This is a genomic window from Alphaproteobacteria bacterium (assembly GCA_026400645.1).
Classification (GTDB): domain Bacteria; phylum Pseudomonadota; class Alphaproteobacteria; order Paracaedibacterales; family CAIULA01; genus JAPLOP01.
On record JAPLOP010000029.1, the window covers coordinates 11694 to 28495 of the forward strand.

A 16802-nucleotide genomic window follows, 5' to 3' on the forward strand; every position below is an offset into this window, starting at 1 on the left:
GTTGTGTAATGAACACAAAGACTGCAGATGCCTCTGATTTCGCCCAGGGGAACATGTCCCCAAATCTTCAAATTACGCAGTCTCTTAGGCGCGGAATAGTTCCTGAATTTTCGTCGGGCGTGATAACCTCCCCGAGGGATGCTGTAACCCCCCTGAGGGGTGCTCGAAGTTCTTCTTTGAACTATGGGGCTAGCTCTGTTAGACAAATTCAATTTCCTGCGGTTTCTCAGTCCCATCCTGTTTCTTTTCCTTCTCAATACCGCCAAAGAGCAACGATTGATGGATCGTTATTTTCATCTATGGTTCACGCTTGCGATCATACGATTCCAATCCCCCATCATTCGTTTCAGCAGGCCAATGAAATAAACGCCCCTCCTGTGGAAAATCCTGACATTTTGCCGGTTATCGTATCACCGCCTTCGCTTGCTGTGGATGTAACGGATGTTACCCTGTCCGCTGCTGAGATCTTGCAAGGATTAGGGGATGGAACGCTCACTTTGTTTGCGAGTGAGGATAATATCTCCCCATCAAAGACACCTCAGGCGATATCCATTCAGTCAACTCCACAGAATGCGCATAATGCGACCCCTCGTTTAGTTGAAGAAAAAATTGCAGAATCTGGTGGCTCGCAAAATCCGCCATCAAATTTGCGCATCCTGAGCATTGACGGTGGTGGTGTCAGTGGTATTATGCCAACGACATTCCTTGCCGTATTAGAGGAGAAATTAGGGGGGCCGCTGTCCGATTATTTTGATCTTATTATCGGAAAATCAGCCTCGGCAATTGCTGTAGCAAGCGCCGCCATCGGACACAATCATTCGCAAGCCAGTAATTCCAACAGGAATCCTCAGAATCATTCGTCTATGGCTGATTTATCAAGGATTCTTTTGGCCCATCAGGATGCTGCAGTTGATTCCGCGTGTTTTAGTTTCTGCGGCCTTGGAACATCAAGAAATCCTGCGGAATCATATGAGGCTATGCTGCTCAAGCTCTATGGTGATACGACGTTATTGGCGGATCCCCACACGAACGTTGCGCTTGTTGCGTATGATGACAATCGCAATAAAGCAACTACATTCAATACGTTTGATCGGTCAAAAAATTTTTATATGCGCGATGTGGTCAGGGCCGCATCTGCAGCCCCAAGCCGTTTTCCGTCAGCAGTAATTTATAGTATTCCGGATGCCAATAGCAATTCGGGATATTTTGAGTCGTTAAAAAAGAAAAAGGAGGATGAGTATACATTTTTGGATGGAGGGATTGTTGGTATCAATCCCTCTCTTGACGCTTTAATACTTGTGCGTGAACATTATGACCCGGTAGATCGATACATTTTTGTTTCCCTGGGGAGCGGCGAAAAATTTTCGCTTTTTGATGGGGATATGGCAGTCACCCATAAAGGGGGAGATCTTTCCCGTTGTGACGTGATTTCTGATGGACAGAGTCAAACGATAGAAAAATATATTAAAGCCGATCTCCACAATATAGATCTTCCCGGTGGTAAAATTTTTCAACAATACTATCGATTCCATCTAAAGGCGGATGCGGCTAAAGGCGAAGCGGGTGGCGATCGTGCAGGATTGCTTGTCCACGAGTATTGCGAAGAAAGCATAATTGCCGATCAAATGGATCAGCTGGTTCGGCAGCTCAAGGAACAAAGGACTGAGCCGACTCTTCGGGATCGGAGCGGGACCCTGGTTAATGGCATGCGGTCAATATAATGCCATTTTCACAAATTATTGGTGAGTTTCCTGGAGTGCTTTGTCGGGCTGCGCCCTCCGCGCAAAGATGTCGCGGCGTGCAGCGTAAGAGACGAAGCAATCCAGGATTGTCCTGGATAATGTGGGCATTTTCAGTCTTTCTTACGTCGAGCTGAGGTTAATTATTACAGTATTAATAATAAAAGGAGGAGTTTATGCACAATAAGATCGGTTTATTAAACATTGCTTGCTTGGTTTATGGCCTAACGATTTCAACAACCGCAGTCGCAGCTGGCTCGCATCAGGGAAGCAGTCCCCCTGAAATCAACATTCTGCAGTCCCCTAGGCAGGAGGTGACCTTCCGTGTTGTGTCGGATGCTAATTCCCCTCGGCGACTTATTTTGTCTCCGACACTATCCGGCGGAACTCGTTCCATTAAGCCAATGGACGCAAACATCCTGGATAGGGGTGTTGCTTCTGCTAAAAATATAGCTCAATCCGCGACCGCCTTTAATTTAGCTTATAACCTTGGAACTGCCGATAGTTCCTATCGTCGCACTTTGCCCACTATCCTTCCATATCAAAAAAGCCCGCACTTTGACAGAGAGAGCAATCCGCCCCCTGTGGAGCAATTTTCTTTGTCAGCGGACGATAATACGCCTCCGTCTGATCTGAATGCCATAAGGATTAATCTGTCTGAGGCTGATGCGAAAAATGTGTCTGGCGGCAACCTAACCGTGAAATTTTCTGATGATGTTATACTTCAGCAGTCTGCTCCACCTTCATCCAAGCACTCTCGTCAATCCTCGAACGTGCCAACCCCATTGTCTGTCTCGGGTAGCGAAAGAAATACAGCCTTTACCGATCTACAGCATGCCCCACCAACAATCTTAAGGATTCTCAGTATTGATGGAGGGGGAATCAAAGGGATTATCCCTGCGACACTTCTTGAGCACTTAGAGAAAAAATTGGGGGGGCCGATTTCCAATTATTTTGATATTATTGCTGGAACATCGATTGGGGGGATTTTTGCATTGGCAGCAGCCACACCAAAGCGGATTTCTAGGGCCGCCTCTCCAACTGCACAAAATAATAATCTTTTTAACATGGGGGATTTGTCTCATATTTGTTCCAATTATGGATCTGTCGTGTTTGATCCTGCATGCAGCTGTTTTGGGTTATGCAAACCACAGTACAATACCGATAAGTACGAGGATTTCTTGAAAGAATTGTTTGGGGACCGAACATTACGATCGGGGCTTTTGTCGGATGTCGTGGTGGTGGCTTATGATACAAAACATGCAAGGCCCGTGCTATTTAATACGTTTGACATACCGGAAGATTTTTATTTGCGTGATATAGCCAGGGCCACATCGGCAGCCCCAACCTATTTTCCACCAGCAACAGTCCGGGGTGTGCCACGGCAATCCGATGGAAGTATGAGATCATCCGATTCTGAATCACCAAACAGAGCGAATCAATATACGTTTGTTGATGGTGGGCTTATTGCCAATAATCCAATGCTTGATGTTATAGCGCTTGCTCAAAAATATTATGGCGCTGTGGATCGATATACGGTTGTTTCATTGGGGACCGGCGAAAGATTTGATCCAATTCCTGATGCTGATATTATGAATGCTGGTACGGTTGGCATGGTGCGACATATCATAAATCTCTCCATAAATGGACGCACCGAATTAACGCACGAGGGTGTAAAGGCCCTGCTTCCTGAGATTCCGCTTCCTACTGGCCAAACGTTTCGTCAATACTATCGATTCCAACCAAGGCTGGATACATCCAGAGACACCATGGATAATACGGACAGTACGCATGTTGATTATCTTGAATCAATTGCTCGAGATTTTTATAGTGAGAGGGAGAGTCAATTCGATCAACTTGTCAGCGAGCTTCGCTTACCCAGGACTAAGCCAGTCAGACTTTGAGCCTAATAACCCCAGTTCGGCGTAAGAATCCCTAAAAGCCTTATTGTGCCCAGCATCTTAAGGTCTGGATTCCTTTGTCGGGCTGCGTCCTCCGCGCAAAGACGTCGTTGCGAGGAGCGGAGCGACGAAGCAATCCAGGATTGTCTCAGGAAAAGACATGGTTTTGGGGATTATTACATCAAGTTCGGGCTAAACAATCTTGATAAAAAGAATGGGATGAATAAAAAGTCATTAAACCGTTTTTCAAATTGAGGGGCGGTGTCTAAAATGCCGATGACATATTCGAATAGGCGCTGCTTGGCAAAACGACGACCGATCCCCAATAATTGACAAGACCAGCAATAGATTGTTCAAAATGGTCATAGTCAAAGGATTTGCAAATAAAACCCGATGCACTATTTTTATAGGCGTTAACCATTGCCTGTATGCTGATGCTGTTTGTCAATATAATGACGGGTATTTCTTGGATTTCGCGATCCCGTTTTATTTCTTTTAAAACGGTATGGCCGTCGCGTTTTGGAATATTGAGATCCAGCAGAACAAGATCGGGTCGCGGAAAATCAATGCTGACTGATCCATGACGTAAAAAATCTAGGGCTTGGACACCATCATGGACGCAAAAAATGTTGATTTTTATGTTGGCGCTTTCAAGCGCTCTTCGGGCAAGAAGTTCGTCAGCCGGGTCATCCTCAACCAATAAAATATTGAGCACCGTAACCGCATCCTGGCTGATAGTCCCAAGGTTAAGGGAATCAGATTTTTTCCCCTGATGTTGGAATCCATCAAAAAAGTAATGAGAGCTAACCCCGTAAAATTGGCCTATTTGAAAAAGGATGCTTGCGGAAATTCGGCTTTGCGCTTGTTCATATTTTTGAATTTGCTGGTGCGACACGCCCAATTTCTCCCCCACTTGCGCCAGGGTTAGGGCAAGCTTTTGGCGTTTTTCTCGTAAGCGTTTTCCGACAAAGATGTCAATTTCTTTTAACGCGCCTAAATTTTCCATAAAACTATTCCTGTTTCTGTGAGGTTTTGTTTGGCGAGGTAGACGGTAATGTAAAATAAACAGTGCAGCCATTCTCTGTGTTGGATTGAATGTATATTTCTCCCCCATGATTTTTCACTATTTTTTCACACAAAGCCAGTCCAATCCCAGACCCTTCGTATTTTTCTTTGCTATGAAGACGTTCAAACATTAAGAATATTTTTTTATGATAAAGTTTTTCTATGCCAATCCCATTATCTGCCAGGGCAAATTGCCAAAAATCCCCTTTTTGTTCTGCGGTAATTTTGATCCTGGGTGGGTGCGTGGATCTGAATTTTAAAGAATTACCAATCAAATTTTGAAAAAGCTGAACCAGCTGGGCTCTCTCTCCATAGATACATGGAAGTTTTCCATATTCTAGAGTGGCGCCAGTTTCTATGATTTTGGCCGAAAGAATATCCCTAACATTGTCAATAATATCATTAATGCAAACGACTTTGCTGGTAAAATTATTTTTGTTTGAATTGATAATCGAATGTTCGATCAGGTCATTGATGAGCGTTTCCATATGATGGATACTTTTCTTGATAAAACCCAGGTATTCCTGGGTTGTTGCATCCATAGTGTTTGCGTTGTGTTTTTCGATCAGGTGAAAAAAATTGGCAATGGTTCGCAATGGCTCGCGTAGTTCGTGTGAACAAACAAAGGCAAATTCTTCTAAGGCTTGGTTGGATTGCGATAATTTATTGACCATTTCGTATATTTTTTCATCCGATCGTTTTCTGTCTGTTCTGTCATCAATGAAAATGACAAGTCCGCCGATTTCATCGCTGGATGTGTTCCAGGGGATTATTTCCCAGGTAAGGCAGTATGCTTTTTTCCCATCTTTTTCCATGCCACAGACAATTGTTCGATGATCAAGGCAGCGCTCGCAATCCGCTTTTAGTGCGGGGGGTAATTTTGAAAAAAAATCTTCTGTCGGGGAAATTTCTGATAAATCATGAAGCTGGGACCATCGTTCGTTGGCATAAAGACGATGCATATCTTGATTCAATACGGCCACTGCAGACGGAATATGTTTGACGATTATAGCCAACAGTTCTGTTGTTAATTCCGCGTTTTTCATGATGCCGTTTTGTTCCCTTGATTAAACAATGTTGTTGCAAAAACGTTTACGCTGACAACCAATATCCCTATCACTGCGCTGGTTTTTTAGCAAAGTAAAAAAATATTCTGACCTTGAGTATTCGTTTTTTTATTTTTTAAGCAGGCATCCTTGAAATCACCCCTATTTTATTGACAAATTTATCATGGAGTGAGTCTGGCTATTGCCTGAGTATATCTAAAGCTCTTGAAAAAGGTGAGTTGAAAACATATACCATATTCAACTTATAATAGAATTGTGGGGAGCATTACAACCTTTTTTACCATATAAATGACAAAAAAATTGTTAGTGTTACTTCGGGTATGGGTAAATCAAAGTATTCTAAATGTTTAAAAAAATTTTATGGAAATAAAGAAAGGTTGGGAGTGAAAAAAAGAGAAATTATCTCAAAATTTCAACCGCTGAATTGGCTATAGATACCGAGAGCTCGCCTTTATATAATCATACCCTGTGACAAGCGTCATGACTGCGGCTATCCACAACAGGGCTTCACCTGTGTTCAATACGAATTTGCCGATGTCGGGGACGCTGCCCAACAACAAAAGTGAAATGGAAATCATTTGAACGGCTGTTTTCCATTTGGCAAATTTAGATACCGGCGTATGGACGTTCATCTCGCCCAGGAATTCACGTAAGCCCGAGACCAGAATCTCGCGACATAAAATCACAATAGCGGGCATTAAGGCAAAATGGCTAATTTGATCGAATCCCGCCAACAGAAATAATGTTGATGCCACAAGTAATTTATCGGCAACGGGATCCAAAAATTCCCCTAGCTTGGAGGTTTGCGACCATGCTCGCGCCAAATAACCGTCCAGAAAATCTGTTATGCTGGCAAAAATAAAGATGAACAAAGATGCCCATTTGCCCCAGGTGCTGTTGGTATAGAATGCAAAAACCATGACAGGAATTAATCCAATGCGAAAAGCCGTCAATATGTTGGGGAGTGTATTTAGCATTTGTGGACAATCAGTAACCGTTCATTTCCTTAATACTAGCGCACCCATTCCCATTTGTTAACAAATTACTGCGCATGAAAAAAATTATAAATCTTTAGGGCGATTTGTTCGTGAATCCCCTCCACAAGCTGTAGGTCTTTTAGGCCCGCTTTCGATACGCCTTGGGCTGACCCAAAATGGTGCAGCAGCTTTTTCTTGCGCGTTTTGCCGATGCCTGGGATATCATCAAGCGTGGATTTTGACAGATTTTTTTCACGCTTTTGACGATGGGTCCCAATCGCAAATCGATGGGATTCATCGCGCAGACGTTGTAGAAAATACAAAACGTGACTGTTTTCCTCTAATGAAAAAGGATCTCGGCCCCGCATAAAAAACCGTTCTTTCCCGGCATTACGATCGGGACCCTTTGCGATGGCCACCACGGGGACATCGATGCCAAGATCGACCATAACATCCAAAACAGCTGTTAGCTGCCCCTGGCCCCCATCAATCAGCAGTAAATCGGGTCTTTGGCTGTCATCGATCGCCCTCAGGCGCCGCCCCAGAACTTCTCGCATCATGCCATAGTCATCCCCTTTTTCTCCGCATTCCCCCTTGATGGCAAACTTGCGGTATGATTTTTTGTCGAACCCCTGTTGGTTGGCGACAATCATCACGCCATAGGCATTTTTCCCCTGCAGGTGACTGTTATCATAAACCTCGATTCGTTCGGGAATCTTGGGCAGGTCAAAAATGGTGGACAGTTGGTGAAAAAGCCGCTTAAAGCTTAATGATTCCGCTTGTTTTCGTTCTATGGTGCCCTGTGCGTTGGATGATGCATGGTCAACCAGCTGTTTTTTGATTCCTTGTTTGGGGATTTCCCAATGGGTGGATTGAGTGTGGCGTTCCCTTAATGCGTCCTTGATCAGGTCCAATTCGGTTGGCTCGGCACTCAGCAGAACTACCGGGGCAGGGGGGCGATTTTGGTAAAACTGCCCCAAAAAGGCTGCCAAGCTTTGTTCGACGGATTCCCCCCCTCCGTTCGTTAAGAAAAATGATTCCGTTCCAAAATTGCATCCATTCCGGAAAAAGAAAATCTGGGCGCATGTCAGGCCGCCTATCTGGACGATGGCCACAATGTCAGCATCTTTTATATCGCTGACGTTAATGCGTTGGTGTGATTGAATCAATGTTAGCAGTTTTATTTTGTCGCGATAAAGTGCAGCCTGTTCAAACTGCAAAGCTTCGCTTGCTTGGTTCATGCGGTCCGCCAATTGCCGTTGGACAAGATCTGCCTTGCCCAACAAAAAATCTTTGGCATGGGTGATCGATTCTTGATACGTTTCGACCGAAATTTTCTGAACACAGGGCGCTGTGCAGCGTTTTATGTGGTATTGCAAACACGGTCGGTGGCGCTGCGCGAAATAACTATCCTGGCAATTGCGAATTTGAAATAACCTTTGCAGTGTCAAAATGGTTTCGTCCACGGCAGCAATATTCGCAAACGGTCCGAAATAATCCCCTTTTATATCTTGTGGTCCCCGATGTTTTGTAATGCGCGGAAAGGGGTGGTCTTTTGTGATTAAAATATAGGGAAACGATTTATCGTCTTTTAATAAAATATTAAAGGGCGGTTGATGTTTTTTGATCAGGTTGCATTCCAAAAGCAAGGCTTCGGTTTCTGTGTGTGTAACCAAAACCTCGATCCTGTGGATTTCCGAAACCATCCGCTGTAGGCGATTCGTTAATTTATTGGCCAACGCATAGGACAGAACGCGTCTTTTTAAGTTTTTTGCTTTTCCTATATAAAGGATCTTTCCACCCGCATTGATCATTCGATACACGCCGGGAAGGGCTGGCAGTGTTCTAACGGTTTCTTTGATGCGTTTAACACCTAAAGATAGAGACGGTGGTAATAGATTCATGGTCTGTAATATGGATGTTAACGATTTCTTAATGTTTCTTGGGTATGGTTACATCAAACAGGCCTCCAAATAAACTGAAAAATGAACAGAAATGACCAAGGAAGCCTCCGTTAACACTTTGTTAACTGTTATCCACGAGTTCTGTGGATAACGTTGTGGACAAAAAGGTACACAAGGCTCTGGGGCCAGCAAAGCCCATGCTCCCAAGGGTTTTGCCTAAGTTTTGTGCCCTTTTTAAGTCATTGATTTTAAAGGATTTTATTTTTGTTGATATTCGCTTCACAAGTGTGCTATTTATTTCAGTTCACTGATTCACATGCATTTTATTTATCGAAAATTGTGGATAATTTTCCGCCGAACAGTCGGTCCTTTTCCGTTCCTAGGGAGTGTTTTTTATGATAGGACTAGTCCAACAAACGAAATTATCTGGGGATGATACGACGGTGAGCGCGTCAGAATCAGCGCGTCAGGGCAAGCCATCGTGGATCAGGGTCAAGGCCCCCACATCAGACGGGTACAGAGAGACCGTCAAGTTGGTCCGGGATCATAATCTTCATACCGTTTGTGAATCGGCGGCCTGTCCGAACATTGGTGAATGTTGGGCTAAAAAGCATGCAACGCTGATGATCATGGGGGATGTTTGTACGCGGGCCTGTGCGTTTTGCAATATAAAGACTGGACGCCCGAATCAATTGGATCCGCATGAGCCAGAGCGCGTAGGGGAGGCGATTGCCAAGATGGGATTATCCCACGTTGTTATCACGTCCGTTGATCGGGATGATCTGGATGATGGTGGCGCCAATCATTTTGCCCAAACCATCCGGGAAATTCGGGGGCGGAATCCCAATACCACGATCGAGGTTTTGACTCCAGATTTTCTGCGGAAGGCGGGTGCGCTGGAAATTGTCGTTGCGGCAAAGCCTGATGTCTACAACCATAACCTGGAAACGGTTCCACGTTTGTATCCAACGGTTCGCCCTGGGGCACGCTATTTTCATTCATTGCGATTGCTGGAAAAGGTCAAGCAGCTTGATCCCGAAATTTTTACAAAGTCAGGATTGATGGTGGGACTTGGTGAGGATCGAAATGAGGTTTACCAGGTGATGGATGATTTGCGGGCGGCAACGGTGGATTTTTTGACGATTGGCCAGTATCTGCAGCCAACTCCAAAGCATCACCCCTTAATGACCTTTGTGACGCCGCAAGAATTTAACGAATATGCCACAATGGGCAGGGGAAAGGGATTTTTGCTTGTGTCGGCATCGCCCTTAACCCGATCGTCTTATCATGCTGACAAGGATTTTGTGAGCTTAAGGGCAGCCCGATTAAAGCAGATACAAGATTTGCAGCTCGTGTCAGCATAAGGGATGTCCGTTTATTCTGAAACACGAACCCTGCCATATTCGGCTGAGTATTTATTTGGCTTGGTGGCGGCGGTGGATACGTACCCATTGTTTCTGCCATGGATCCTTGGTAGCACTGTTTACAACCAATCTCCTGGCCAATTTGATGCTGATTTGGTGATTGGATACAAATTCATCCGACATCAGTACACATCGCGCGTTAGGCTTTTTCCATCCGATAGAATCGAAGTCGACCATATTTCGGGACCGTTTCGATATCTTAAAAATACGTGGACCTTTGCGCCAAAATCATCTAGTGATGCCCCATCCAGGACAGAAATTTCCGTTCATATTGACTATGAATTTAAAAATATCTTCCTTCAGAAAGCATTGGAGCCCGTATTTGATCACGCCAGCCGACAAATTATTGGCGCATTCGAAAGACGCGCATTATTGCTCAATCTAGTCGGTACGGATCGTCGCTAAACAGGGGGTGCCCATCGTCATCGACCCACACGGTTATATAAGCGAAATAAACCCACATCGGTCCTTTAACTTTAAGGTGTGGGTTGTTTCCTTTTTTAATAATTGATCAATTTTATCTGCCGCATAAGACGGCGTGGTGCCCAATGCCCACACGGCAAGATCGCTTGGTGCAGACAATCGAACGCACCCCGACGAAAGGGCCCTGCTTGTTTTTTGGAACAATTTTTGGTCAGGGGTGCTGTGCAAATAAATGGCATGCTTGTTATCAAGGTTAAATTTAATTGCCCCCAAGGCATTATGTTTCCCAGGAAGCTGACGCACACGATAGGGGAAATACTGCATGGAAACGTGGGCCCAGTTGACATCGCCGCCGTACAGGGGCTGCCCATCGGAATCGGTCACCACATATCCATGATTGTCCAGATAGCTTGGGTCATCCAGAACCCGCCTAAGCTTGTCCCTTACAAATATGCTGACAGGCACACCCCATGACGGGTTCAGCGTAACGCTGTTCATCGTACTTTTGAATACAGGGGTTTGGCGACTGCGCATCCCAACAATCACCGGCTGACTTAGGATAGCTTTGTACCCCTCCATCGCATAGGCTTGGTATGTTGGGATGTTGACCAAAACATATCGTTCGCCCTGATTGAATTTTAGCTTCCCCAGGCGATCCAGATTGAGTTTGATTTTCCGGATTCGTTCCTGCAGCGACATATTAAGGGCTGTGCATGTTTTTTTCCCAATAATGCCATCGGGTTCTATAAAATGGCGCAGCTGAAACTGACGGATTGCCTTTTCAAGCGGGGCGTCATAAATGGGGTTTGTGATGATATCTTTGCTTTCGACCAGAAATCCAAGGCGCTTGAGCTGTTGTTTGGTGGTGCTTAAAGCGGGATCTTTTTCACCCAATCGAAACGAATGCTGCAGACACGTCCACTGTGGCCAGGGTGATGAATCGTCGGCGATGTCTTTTTGATATTTCTCTATAAGCAGCGTTAATTTGTGGGCTTGTGGAAATGGGGGTGCGGCAGACAGCACCGGTGAAGTCTGTGAAAAAATGGCCAGAATAATGAGAATAGGATATATCATTCCACCATTCTAACTGTTCACAAACGATAAAGGAATTAATGAAATTTAATGTGATGGCGTAACCGAATCATTCCCATCAGGTTGAGCATCATCAAAAATCCCCCAGACAGACTCATGATCAGCATGACCTTGTTTTGATCAAAGAACGAAAAAAAAGAAAACGCAAATATGGCATAGGCAATATAGATTGTCCGTCCCCATTTGGGGGCTATGAATGCTGAGCTTTTGATCCCAACAGAAAAATAAGCAATAATGGTCGTGAATCCCGCCAAAAAGAAAAATATGGCCATGAATGTTTCTATATAGGGGAAATGCATCCCCAAAGCCTTTGTGATAAATTCAGAGGGTTGCATTTTGTCGGTTCCATGCCAAACCTTGGTTACCAGAACAACCAGCATGCTCATCGTGCAGATAATCGTATCCGTAGCTAGGGCAAAGACTGCCATGCGGGCCTGTTTTTCAGGGTGCTGGGTTTTTGTTTCCGCCTGGATTATGGAATCATAGCCGATCCCGATGTCCCCCGAATAAACCGCCTGGGCAATCCCTTTCTGGGCAGCCAAAACAAAGGTACTGCCAGCAAATCCACCAACTGCAGCATGTCCATTAAAGGCAGAATGAAACACAATGCTTAGGGTATTGGGGATTTCTGAGGCATGGTTCACCAGAACCCACAGGCACATAATGACATATATAATGATGAATACGGGCATAAGAATGGTGCAAATAGTCGCTAATCGATTAATGCCCCCAAGGCCCGTATAAAGTGTAAATGCAAGCAAGCCAATAATAACAATGTGTTTATCGATGGCAAAAAACTTGACCACTGTATCGGTGATAATCAAAAATTGAACGACTTCTACGCCATAAATACACAAAAGAATACTGACAATCAGGGGAATGTATCGATTGCGAAAGGCTTCTTTCAGGTAAAACATAGGGCCACCATCATATCCGCCCCGGCCATTGGGGACACGAAAATGCACACCTAAATAGATCTCTCCATACTTGATGAGCATGCCGCAGAATGACGCCACCCAAAGCCAGAATAATCCACCCGGCCCGCCAATCATCAGGGCCATGATGATGCCAACCATATTGCCCAGGCCAACCATGCCACCAACCGATGCAAAATAGAGCTTTAAGGGGTGAATGCCATCATGGCCTTTTTGGGCTGATTCATGAAGATCGCGGATACATTTTCTTGGGCGTTTTAAGGTTCGGAACTGGAAAAAATTTGACTTAATTGTAAAATAAATGCCGCATGCGATGATTAGTGTGAAGCCTATATAGCTCCAAAAAAATGAGTTAATGATTTCTAACGTTTCAAAAATATTATCTAACATAGTGCTGCTCAAATGTTCCGACGAAATGACTATAGGCGATGTGGAGGGGGTAAAATAATAGTTCTAGCGCTTGCTGCGCTTGAGACGGGGGCTTTTCGAGTGCACTATGAGGGAGAATCTTTTAAACATGTCTTGTATACTACGGATAAAATTCAAATGAATCAAGGGTTATTGCATGATCCAAAAAAACCTTAATGATGTCCTTGATAAGGTGCGAACGCTCTATCCGGCAGAGATCGACTTGACGTTGGATCGTCTGTTGACCCTGTTAAGCAAGCTAGGCAACCCCCACAGACGGTTGCCCCCTGTTATTCACGTTGCCGGCACAAATGGCAAGGGATCGACGATCGCGTTTTGCCGCAGTATTTTAGAGGCAGCGGGGTACTCCGTCCACGTTTATACATCCCCCCATCTGGTTGTGTTTAACGAACGTATCCGCGTTGCCGGTAAGATTGTTGATGATCAGCGGTTATATGATGCCCTGTCCACGGTTGAGCGGATAAATAACGGCGCCCCCATCACGTTTTTTGAGGCTACAACAGCAGCGGCGTTTCTGTTGTTTTCGGAAATTCCGGCGGATATTGTTTTGCTTGAAACGGGTCTTGGGGGGCGGCTGGATGCAACCAATGTGATTGAGTCTTCCTTGATCAGTATTATCACACCAATTTCTTATGATCATCCAGAATACCTGGGGAATACGTTGGTGAAAATTGCTTTTGAGAAAGCGGGCATTATCAAGTCAGGAACGCCGGTTGTTATTGCGCCCCAACCTGACGAGGTCATTCAGGTTTTGTTGGATCAGGCTGCCCTTAAGGATTCTCTGGCTTATGTTTGTGGTCGGGATTGGGATGTTCATTTATTGCTTGGCTTTCCGCCGCCAAACTTGACTGGGGCGCATCAAACCTTGAATGCCGCCACGGCTGTCAAGGCATTGACGACCCAGGCGTGTCTTCCTGTGACAGCGGATGCCATTGCAACGGGGTTAACGACGGCGGATTGGCCCGGGCGCCTGCAGTGTTTATCAAATACTATACCCAATGAATTTCGAAATCTGGATTTGACAATAAGGACCGAGCGCCCCGAATGGACCCCAGGGTGTACAGAGACGTACATGAGGACGCGAGGCTCCAAAATTTTCGAAGATCAGAGTTTGAAAGGCGAAGGGTATAATGGATATGAGGTTTGGGTTGATGGAGCCCATAACGTTGGCGGGGCAAAAGCCTTGGCACAGCATTTGGCTGCATGGAAACAGGAATCCCCAGCCCCAATTGTTGCCATTATCGGGATGAAGGCGCGTAAAGATGTTCGGTCCTTTTTGGCGACGCTAAAACCATTTATTGATCGGGCTGTAATGATTCCTATACCGGATACAGATAATGGGGAAAATTACGATCCAAAATCACTGGCAGAGCTTGCGGCATCCCTTGGGATTCTTGCAACAACTGCAACGAATTTTGATCAGGCCGTTGATTGTATCAAGCGATCTTATCGTCCGCCCTGTCGAATGATTCTAACGGGGTCACTTTATCTTGTTGGGCATATCTTGGCGGAGTCTGTCGTTAAGCCAGGGTGACAGTTCGCTTGGAATCAATTCCTGAGCGTCGAATGGTTTTTGCCCTGGAAATGGGGGTTTAAATATAGTGTCTGCAATTCGGTTGGCATCCCCGCCCTTGACTGTGTCGGGGATAAAAATAACGACTGTTTCATTTCCTTGGGCATCCAAAACGACCCAGTGTTCAATCTTTTTGACTTTTCCTGTCAGGGGATAAAGGCTGAATACAAGTGTTAACGACATCCCACTTGTATCGTTGGGGCGTTCCAAAATGATTTTGGCATAGGCATTATTGGGGGTGCCGGTTATTTCTTTAACGTGCAAATCTTTTGTGAAGGATATTTTTTTTGACAAAATAAATGCAGCCGGCGTGCTGTCCAGGGGGTAGCTTGATTCCTCTGTCATTTGACCGGCTTTTTGGTTTTCTGTGTTGGGGGCATACAAAACCAATTCATCCCCGCGGGTTACAATTTTTTGACAGTCGTAATCCAGTCGTAATTTCCCCCATTCCTTTAAAGATAGGGACCGTTTCAGCCACAATCTGCCAGGGACAACGGTATGATCGGGGTTGAGCTGAACGAAATCAGCCGTCAAGGTTAGTAATCCATTCAAATAACCCTCTATGTTGTTTTGAAGATCTTTTTTGGTCGTTTGTTGCCCTGATGCCATCAGCGCGGGGCAGAGAAACATAGCCATTAAAAGGATGGTGATAAAGCGATAATTTTTGATCATTATTATGGGAATTCGATTAGTGCGTTCCAATAAGCACGACAGTATAGGATTTCCGTGATTGACGCCATTGGAAAACTAAAAAATCACCATCTTTTGATTTTATTTATAACAAAGAAGATGAATGATCAATGGTAGAATAATTAATAAATTAACGCAATTTTAATAAATTTTGTATACTCTATATATATGTAATACCGTTTTCAAAAAAACTCAGTGGGTTTCCTGGATGGCCACGCTCTCTGCGATCGCTCGCCATGGCGACGTCATTGCGATGAGGGCGAAGCCCATTGAGCAATCCAGAACTCATGAAGATTTATTGAAAATGGCATCAGTATGTAATGATTTGTAAAATTTTGAAATCTTGCTGACCAACGCAGCATTAAATTTAAATTAGGGGAGCGTATGAAAAAAATTGCAATAATGGTAACCGCTTTGATGGTTCTATCTGGATATCAAAAGGGTGACTGCAGCGTGCCAAGTGGCGGTTTAATTTCCGGAGGTTCACAGACGATAGCAAGGGTGCCTTCAGCCTCCAATGACGAACAAAATGGTTTTTCTTTTGATGAAATGGCTCCTCCTCAACAAGATAAGCTGAATCAAATTTTGAACAAGTTCATCAAAATTCACCCCGATTTTACAGATCTTTTATTTTTGACCAGTTTGATCGATTCTCAGGATATCCCTAAAACGCTGTTAGCTTCCTTTAAGAACAAAGGTATCGCAACCAGCTTTGCCTATAACCTTAAAATCTATTCCCTTATTTCTGACAATCCCTTGGTGTCTTTTCAGAATGAGGGTGTTTTTATAATGCACCGCAGCACCCAGGAAATGGTTTTATCATACCTGATGGAAAAATTAAGTGTGGAGCAGAGGGAGCAGTTGATGCAGAACATTGTTGAATGTTTGGTTAAAAATATGGCCGCTCTAATGAAAGACGAGTCAACAACAAGCTGCGATATCCTCTCTAGGCATGCCCTCTCCTTGCTTGGTCATAAAAACTTACTCAGTCCAGAATCAGAAGCTAAAGTTATGATCCCCTTGGGCAATATGCTGAAATACCCTGTTGGGAACTATGAACTGGCCAAGACTGTTTTAAGGGAGGTCGCGGATATCTCTCAAAGAAATGGGGATAATAAGGGGGCCGCCAAAGCGTTTGGATATTTGGGGAGTTGTTACACAGAAGATTATAAACAGGCGCAATTTTTTCTCGAGCAAAGCTTAGAACTTGACAAAAGTCAAGATACCGAAAGCCAAGAAATCAGGGCTTCCAATTTTGTGTACTTAGGAATTGCTTTGAAAAATCTTGGTGAGTATACAAAATCCTTGGATTGTTATGAACGAAGCCTCGAATTTTGGAAAAACAATAAAAATGATGGTAAAATCGCCCGGACCCAAGTTTATATGGCCATGACCTGCGCTTCCCTTAAAGATTTTGAAAAAGCCAAATCCTTATTGATCAATAGTCTCTGTGCGCCAAGATAAGTCGCACCAATCTTGCGGGTGAAAGTCCCGCTGTGGAAGGGAAAGCCAGTCCCACCACATAGCGAGTCTTGCGTCTCTCAAGGTAACGACAGAGTCGAAGCGTAGACAGCGAAACACTC

The 16802-nt window shown here is 44.6% G+C and carries 13 protein-coding genes; 6 read left to right on the forward strand and 7 right to left on the reverse strand.

Annotation, left to right across the window (positions count from 1 at the left end; genetic code table 11):
* The first annotated feature begins 8 nt into the window (after window positions 1–8).
* Both NTX76_04840 and NTX76_04845 read left to right on the forward strand, forming a co-directional pair.
* On the forward strand, window positions 9–1721 hold the full coding sequence (locus NTX76_04840) for a patatin-like phospholipase family protein (protein ID MCX7338586.1): 1713 nt from the start codon (window positions 9–11) through the stop codon (window positions 1719–1721).
* A 194-nt stretch (window positions 1722–1915) separates the two neighbouring features.
* Window positions 1916–3643, forward strand: a complete 1728-nt coding sequence (locus tag NTX76_04845; GenBank protein MCX7338587.1) for a patatin-like phospholipase family protein — start codon at window positions 1916–1918, stop codon at window positions 3641–3643.
* A gap of 262 nt (window positions 3644–3905) precedes the next feature.
* Here NTX76_04845 and NTX76_04850 read toward each other — a convergent pair whose 3' ends face one another.
* From NTX76_04850 to uvrC, 4 genes are all read right to left on the reverse strand, one after another.
* Entirely contained in the window at window positions 3906–4646 is a 741-nt protein-coding gene (locus NTX76_04850) for a response regulator (protein ID MCX7338588.1), read from the reverse strand.
* Between the two features lie 4 nt (window positions 4647–4650).
* Window positions 4651–5751, reverse strand: a complete 1101-nt coding sequence (locus NTX76_04855) for an ATP-binding protein (GenBank protein MCX7338589.1) — start codon at window positions 5749–5751, stop codon at window positions 4651–4653.
* A 449-nt stretch (window positions 5752–6200) separates the two neighbouring features.
* A complete protein-coding gene (gene pgsA, locus NTX76_04860; GenBank protein ID MCX7338590.1) occupies window positions 6201–6749 on the reverse strand; it encodes a CDP-diacylglycerol--glycerol-3-phosphate 3-phosphatidyltransferase in 549 nt (182 codons plus the stop codon).
* A 65-nt stretch (window positions 6750–6814) separates the two neighbouring features.
* A complete protein-coding gene (gene uvrC, locus NTX76_04865; protein MCX7338591.1) occupies window positions 6815–8653 on the reverse strand; it encodes an excinuclease ABC subunit UvrC in 1839 nt (612 codons plus the stop codon).
* Window positions 8654–9048: 395 nt separating this feature from the next.
* Here uvrC and lipA point away from each other — a divergent pair, with 395 nt between their 5' ends.
* Window positions 9049–10017 carry a lipoyl synthase gene (gene lipA / locus NTX76_04870; protein MCX7338592.1) on the forward strand — a complete coding sequence of 323 codons (969 nt, stop codon included), beginning with the start codon at window positions 9049–9051 and terminating at the stop codon, window positions 10015–10017.
* A gap of 3 nt (window positions 10018–10020) precedes the next feature.
* The gene (locus NTX76_04875; protein MCX7338593.1) at window positions 10021–10482 is read left to right on the forward strand and encodes a type II toxin-antitoxin system RatA family toxin; all 462 of its coding nucleotides are present in this window, start codon (window positions 10021–10023) and stop codon (window positions 10480–10482) included.
* 33 nt (window positions 10483–10515) lie between these two features.
* On the opposite strand, the gene NTX76_04880 is transcribed toward NTX76_04875, so the two are convergent.
* The gene (locus tag NTX76_04880) at window positions 10516–11574 is read right to left on the reverse strand and encodes a L,D-transpeptidase family protein (GenBank protein ID MCX7338594.1); all 1059 of its coding nucleotides are present in this window, start codon (window positions 11572–11574) and stop codon (window positions 10516–10518) included.
* Between the two features lie 35 nt (window positions 11575–11609).
* Window positions 11610–12917, reverse strand: a complete 1308-nt coding sequence (locus tag NTX76_04885) for an amino acid carrier protein (protein MCX7338595.1) — start codon at window positions 12915–12917, stop codon at window positions 11610–11612.
* 175 nt (window positions 12918–13092) lie between these two features.
* Here NTX76_04885 and NTX76_04890 point away from each other — a divergent pair, with 175 nt between their 5' ends.
* Window positions 13093–14490, forward strand: a complete 1398-nt coding sequence (locus NTX76_04890) for a bifunctional folylpolyglutamate synthase/dihydrofolate synthase (protein ID MCX7338596.1) — start codon at window positions 13093–13095, stop codon at window positions 14488–14490.
* Here NTX76_04890 and NTX76_04895 read toward each other — a convergent pair.
* Entirely contained in the window at window positions 14437–15201 is a 765-nt protein-coding gene (locus tag NTX76_04895; GenBank protein ID MCX7338597.1) for an outer membrane lipoprotein carrier protein LolA, read from the reverse strand. The two genes, NTX76_04890 and NTX76_04895, sit on opposite strands and share 54 nt — an antisense overlap.
* A gap of 402 nt (window positions 15202–15603) precedes the next feature.
* Between NTX76_04895 and NTX76_04900 the strand changes: the two genes are divergently transcribed.
* Window positions 15604–16683, forward strand: coding sequence for a tetratricopeptide repeat protein (locus NTX76_04900; protein MCX7338598.1), 1080 nt, complete (start codon window positions 15604–15606; stop codon window positions 16681–16683).
* The last annotated feature ends 119 nt before the right edge of the window (window positions 16684–16802 follow it).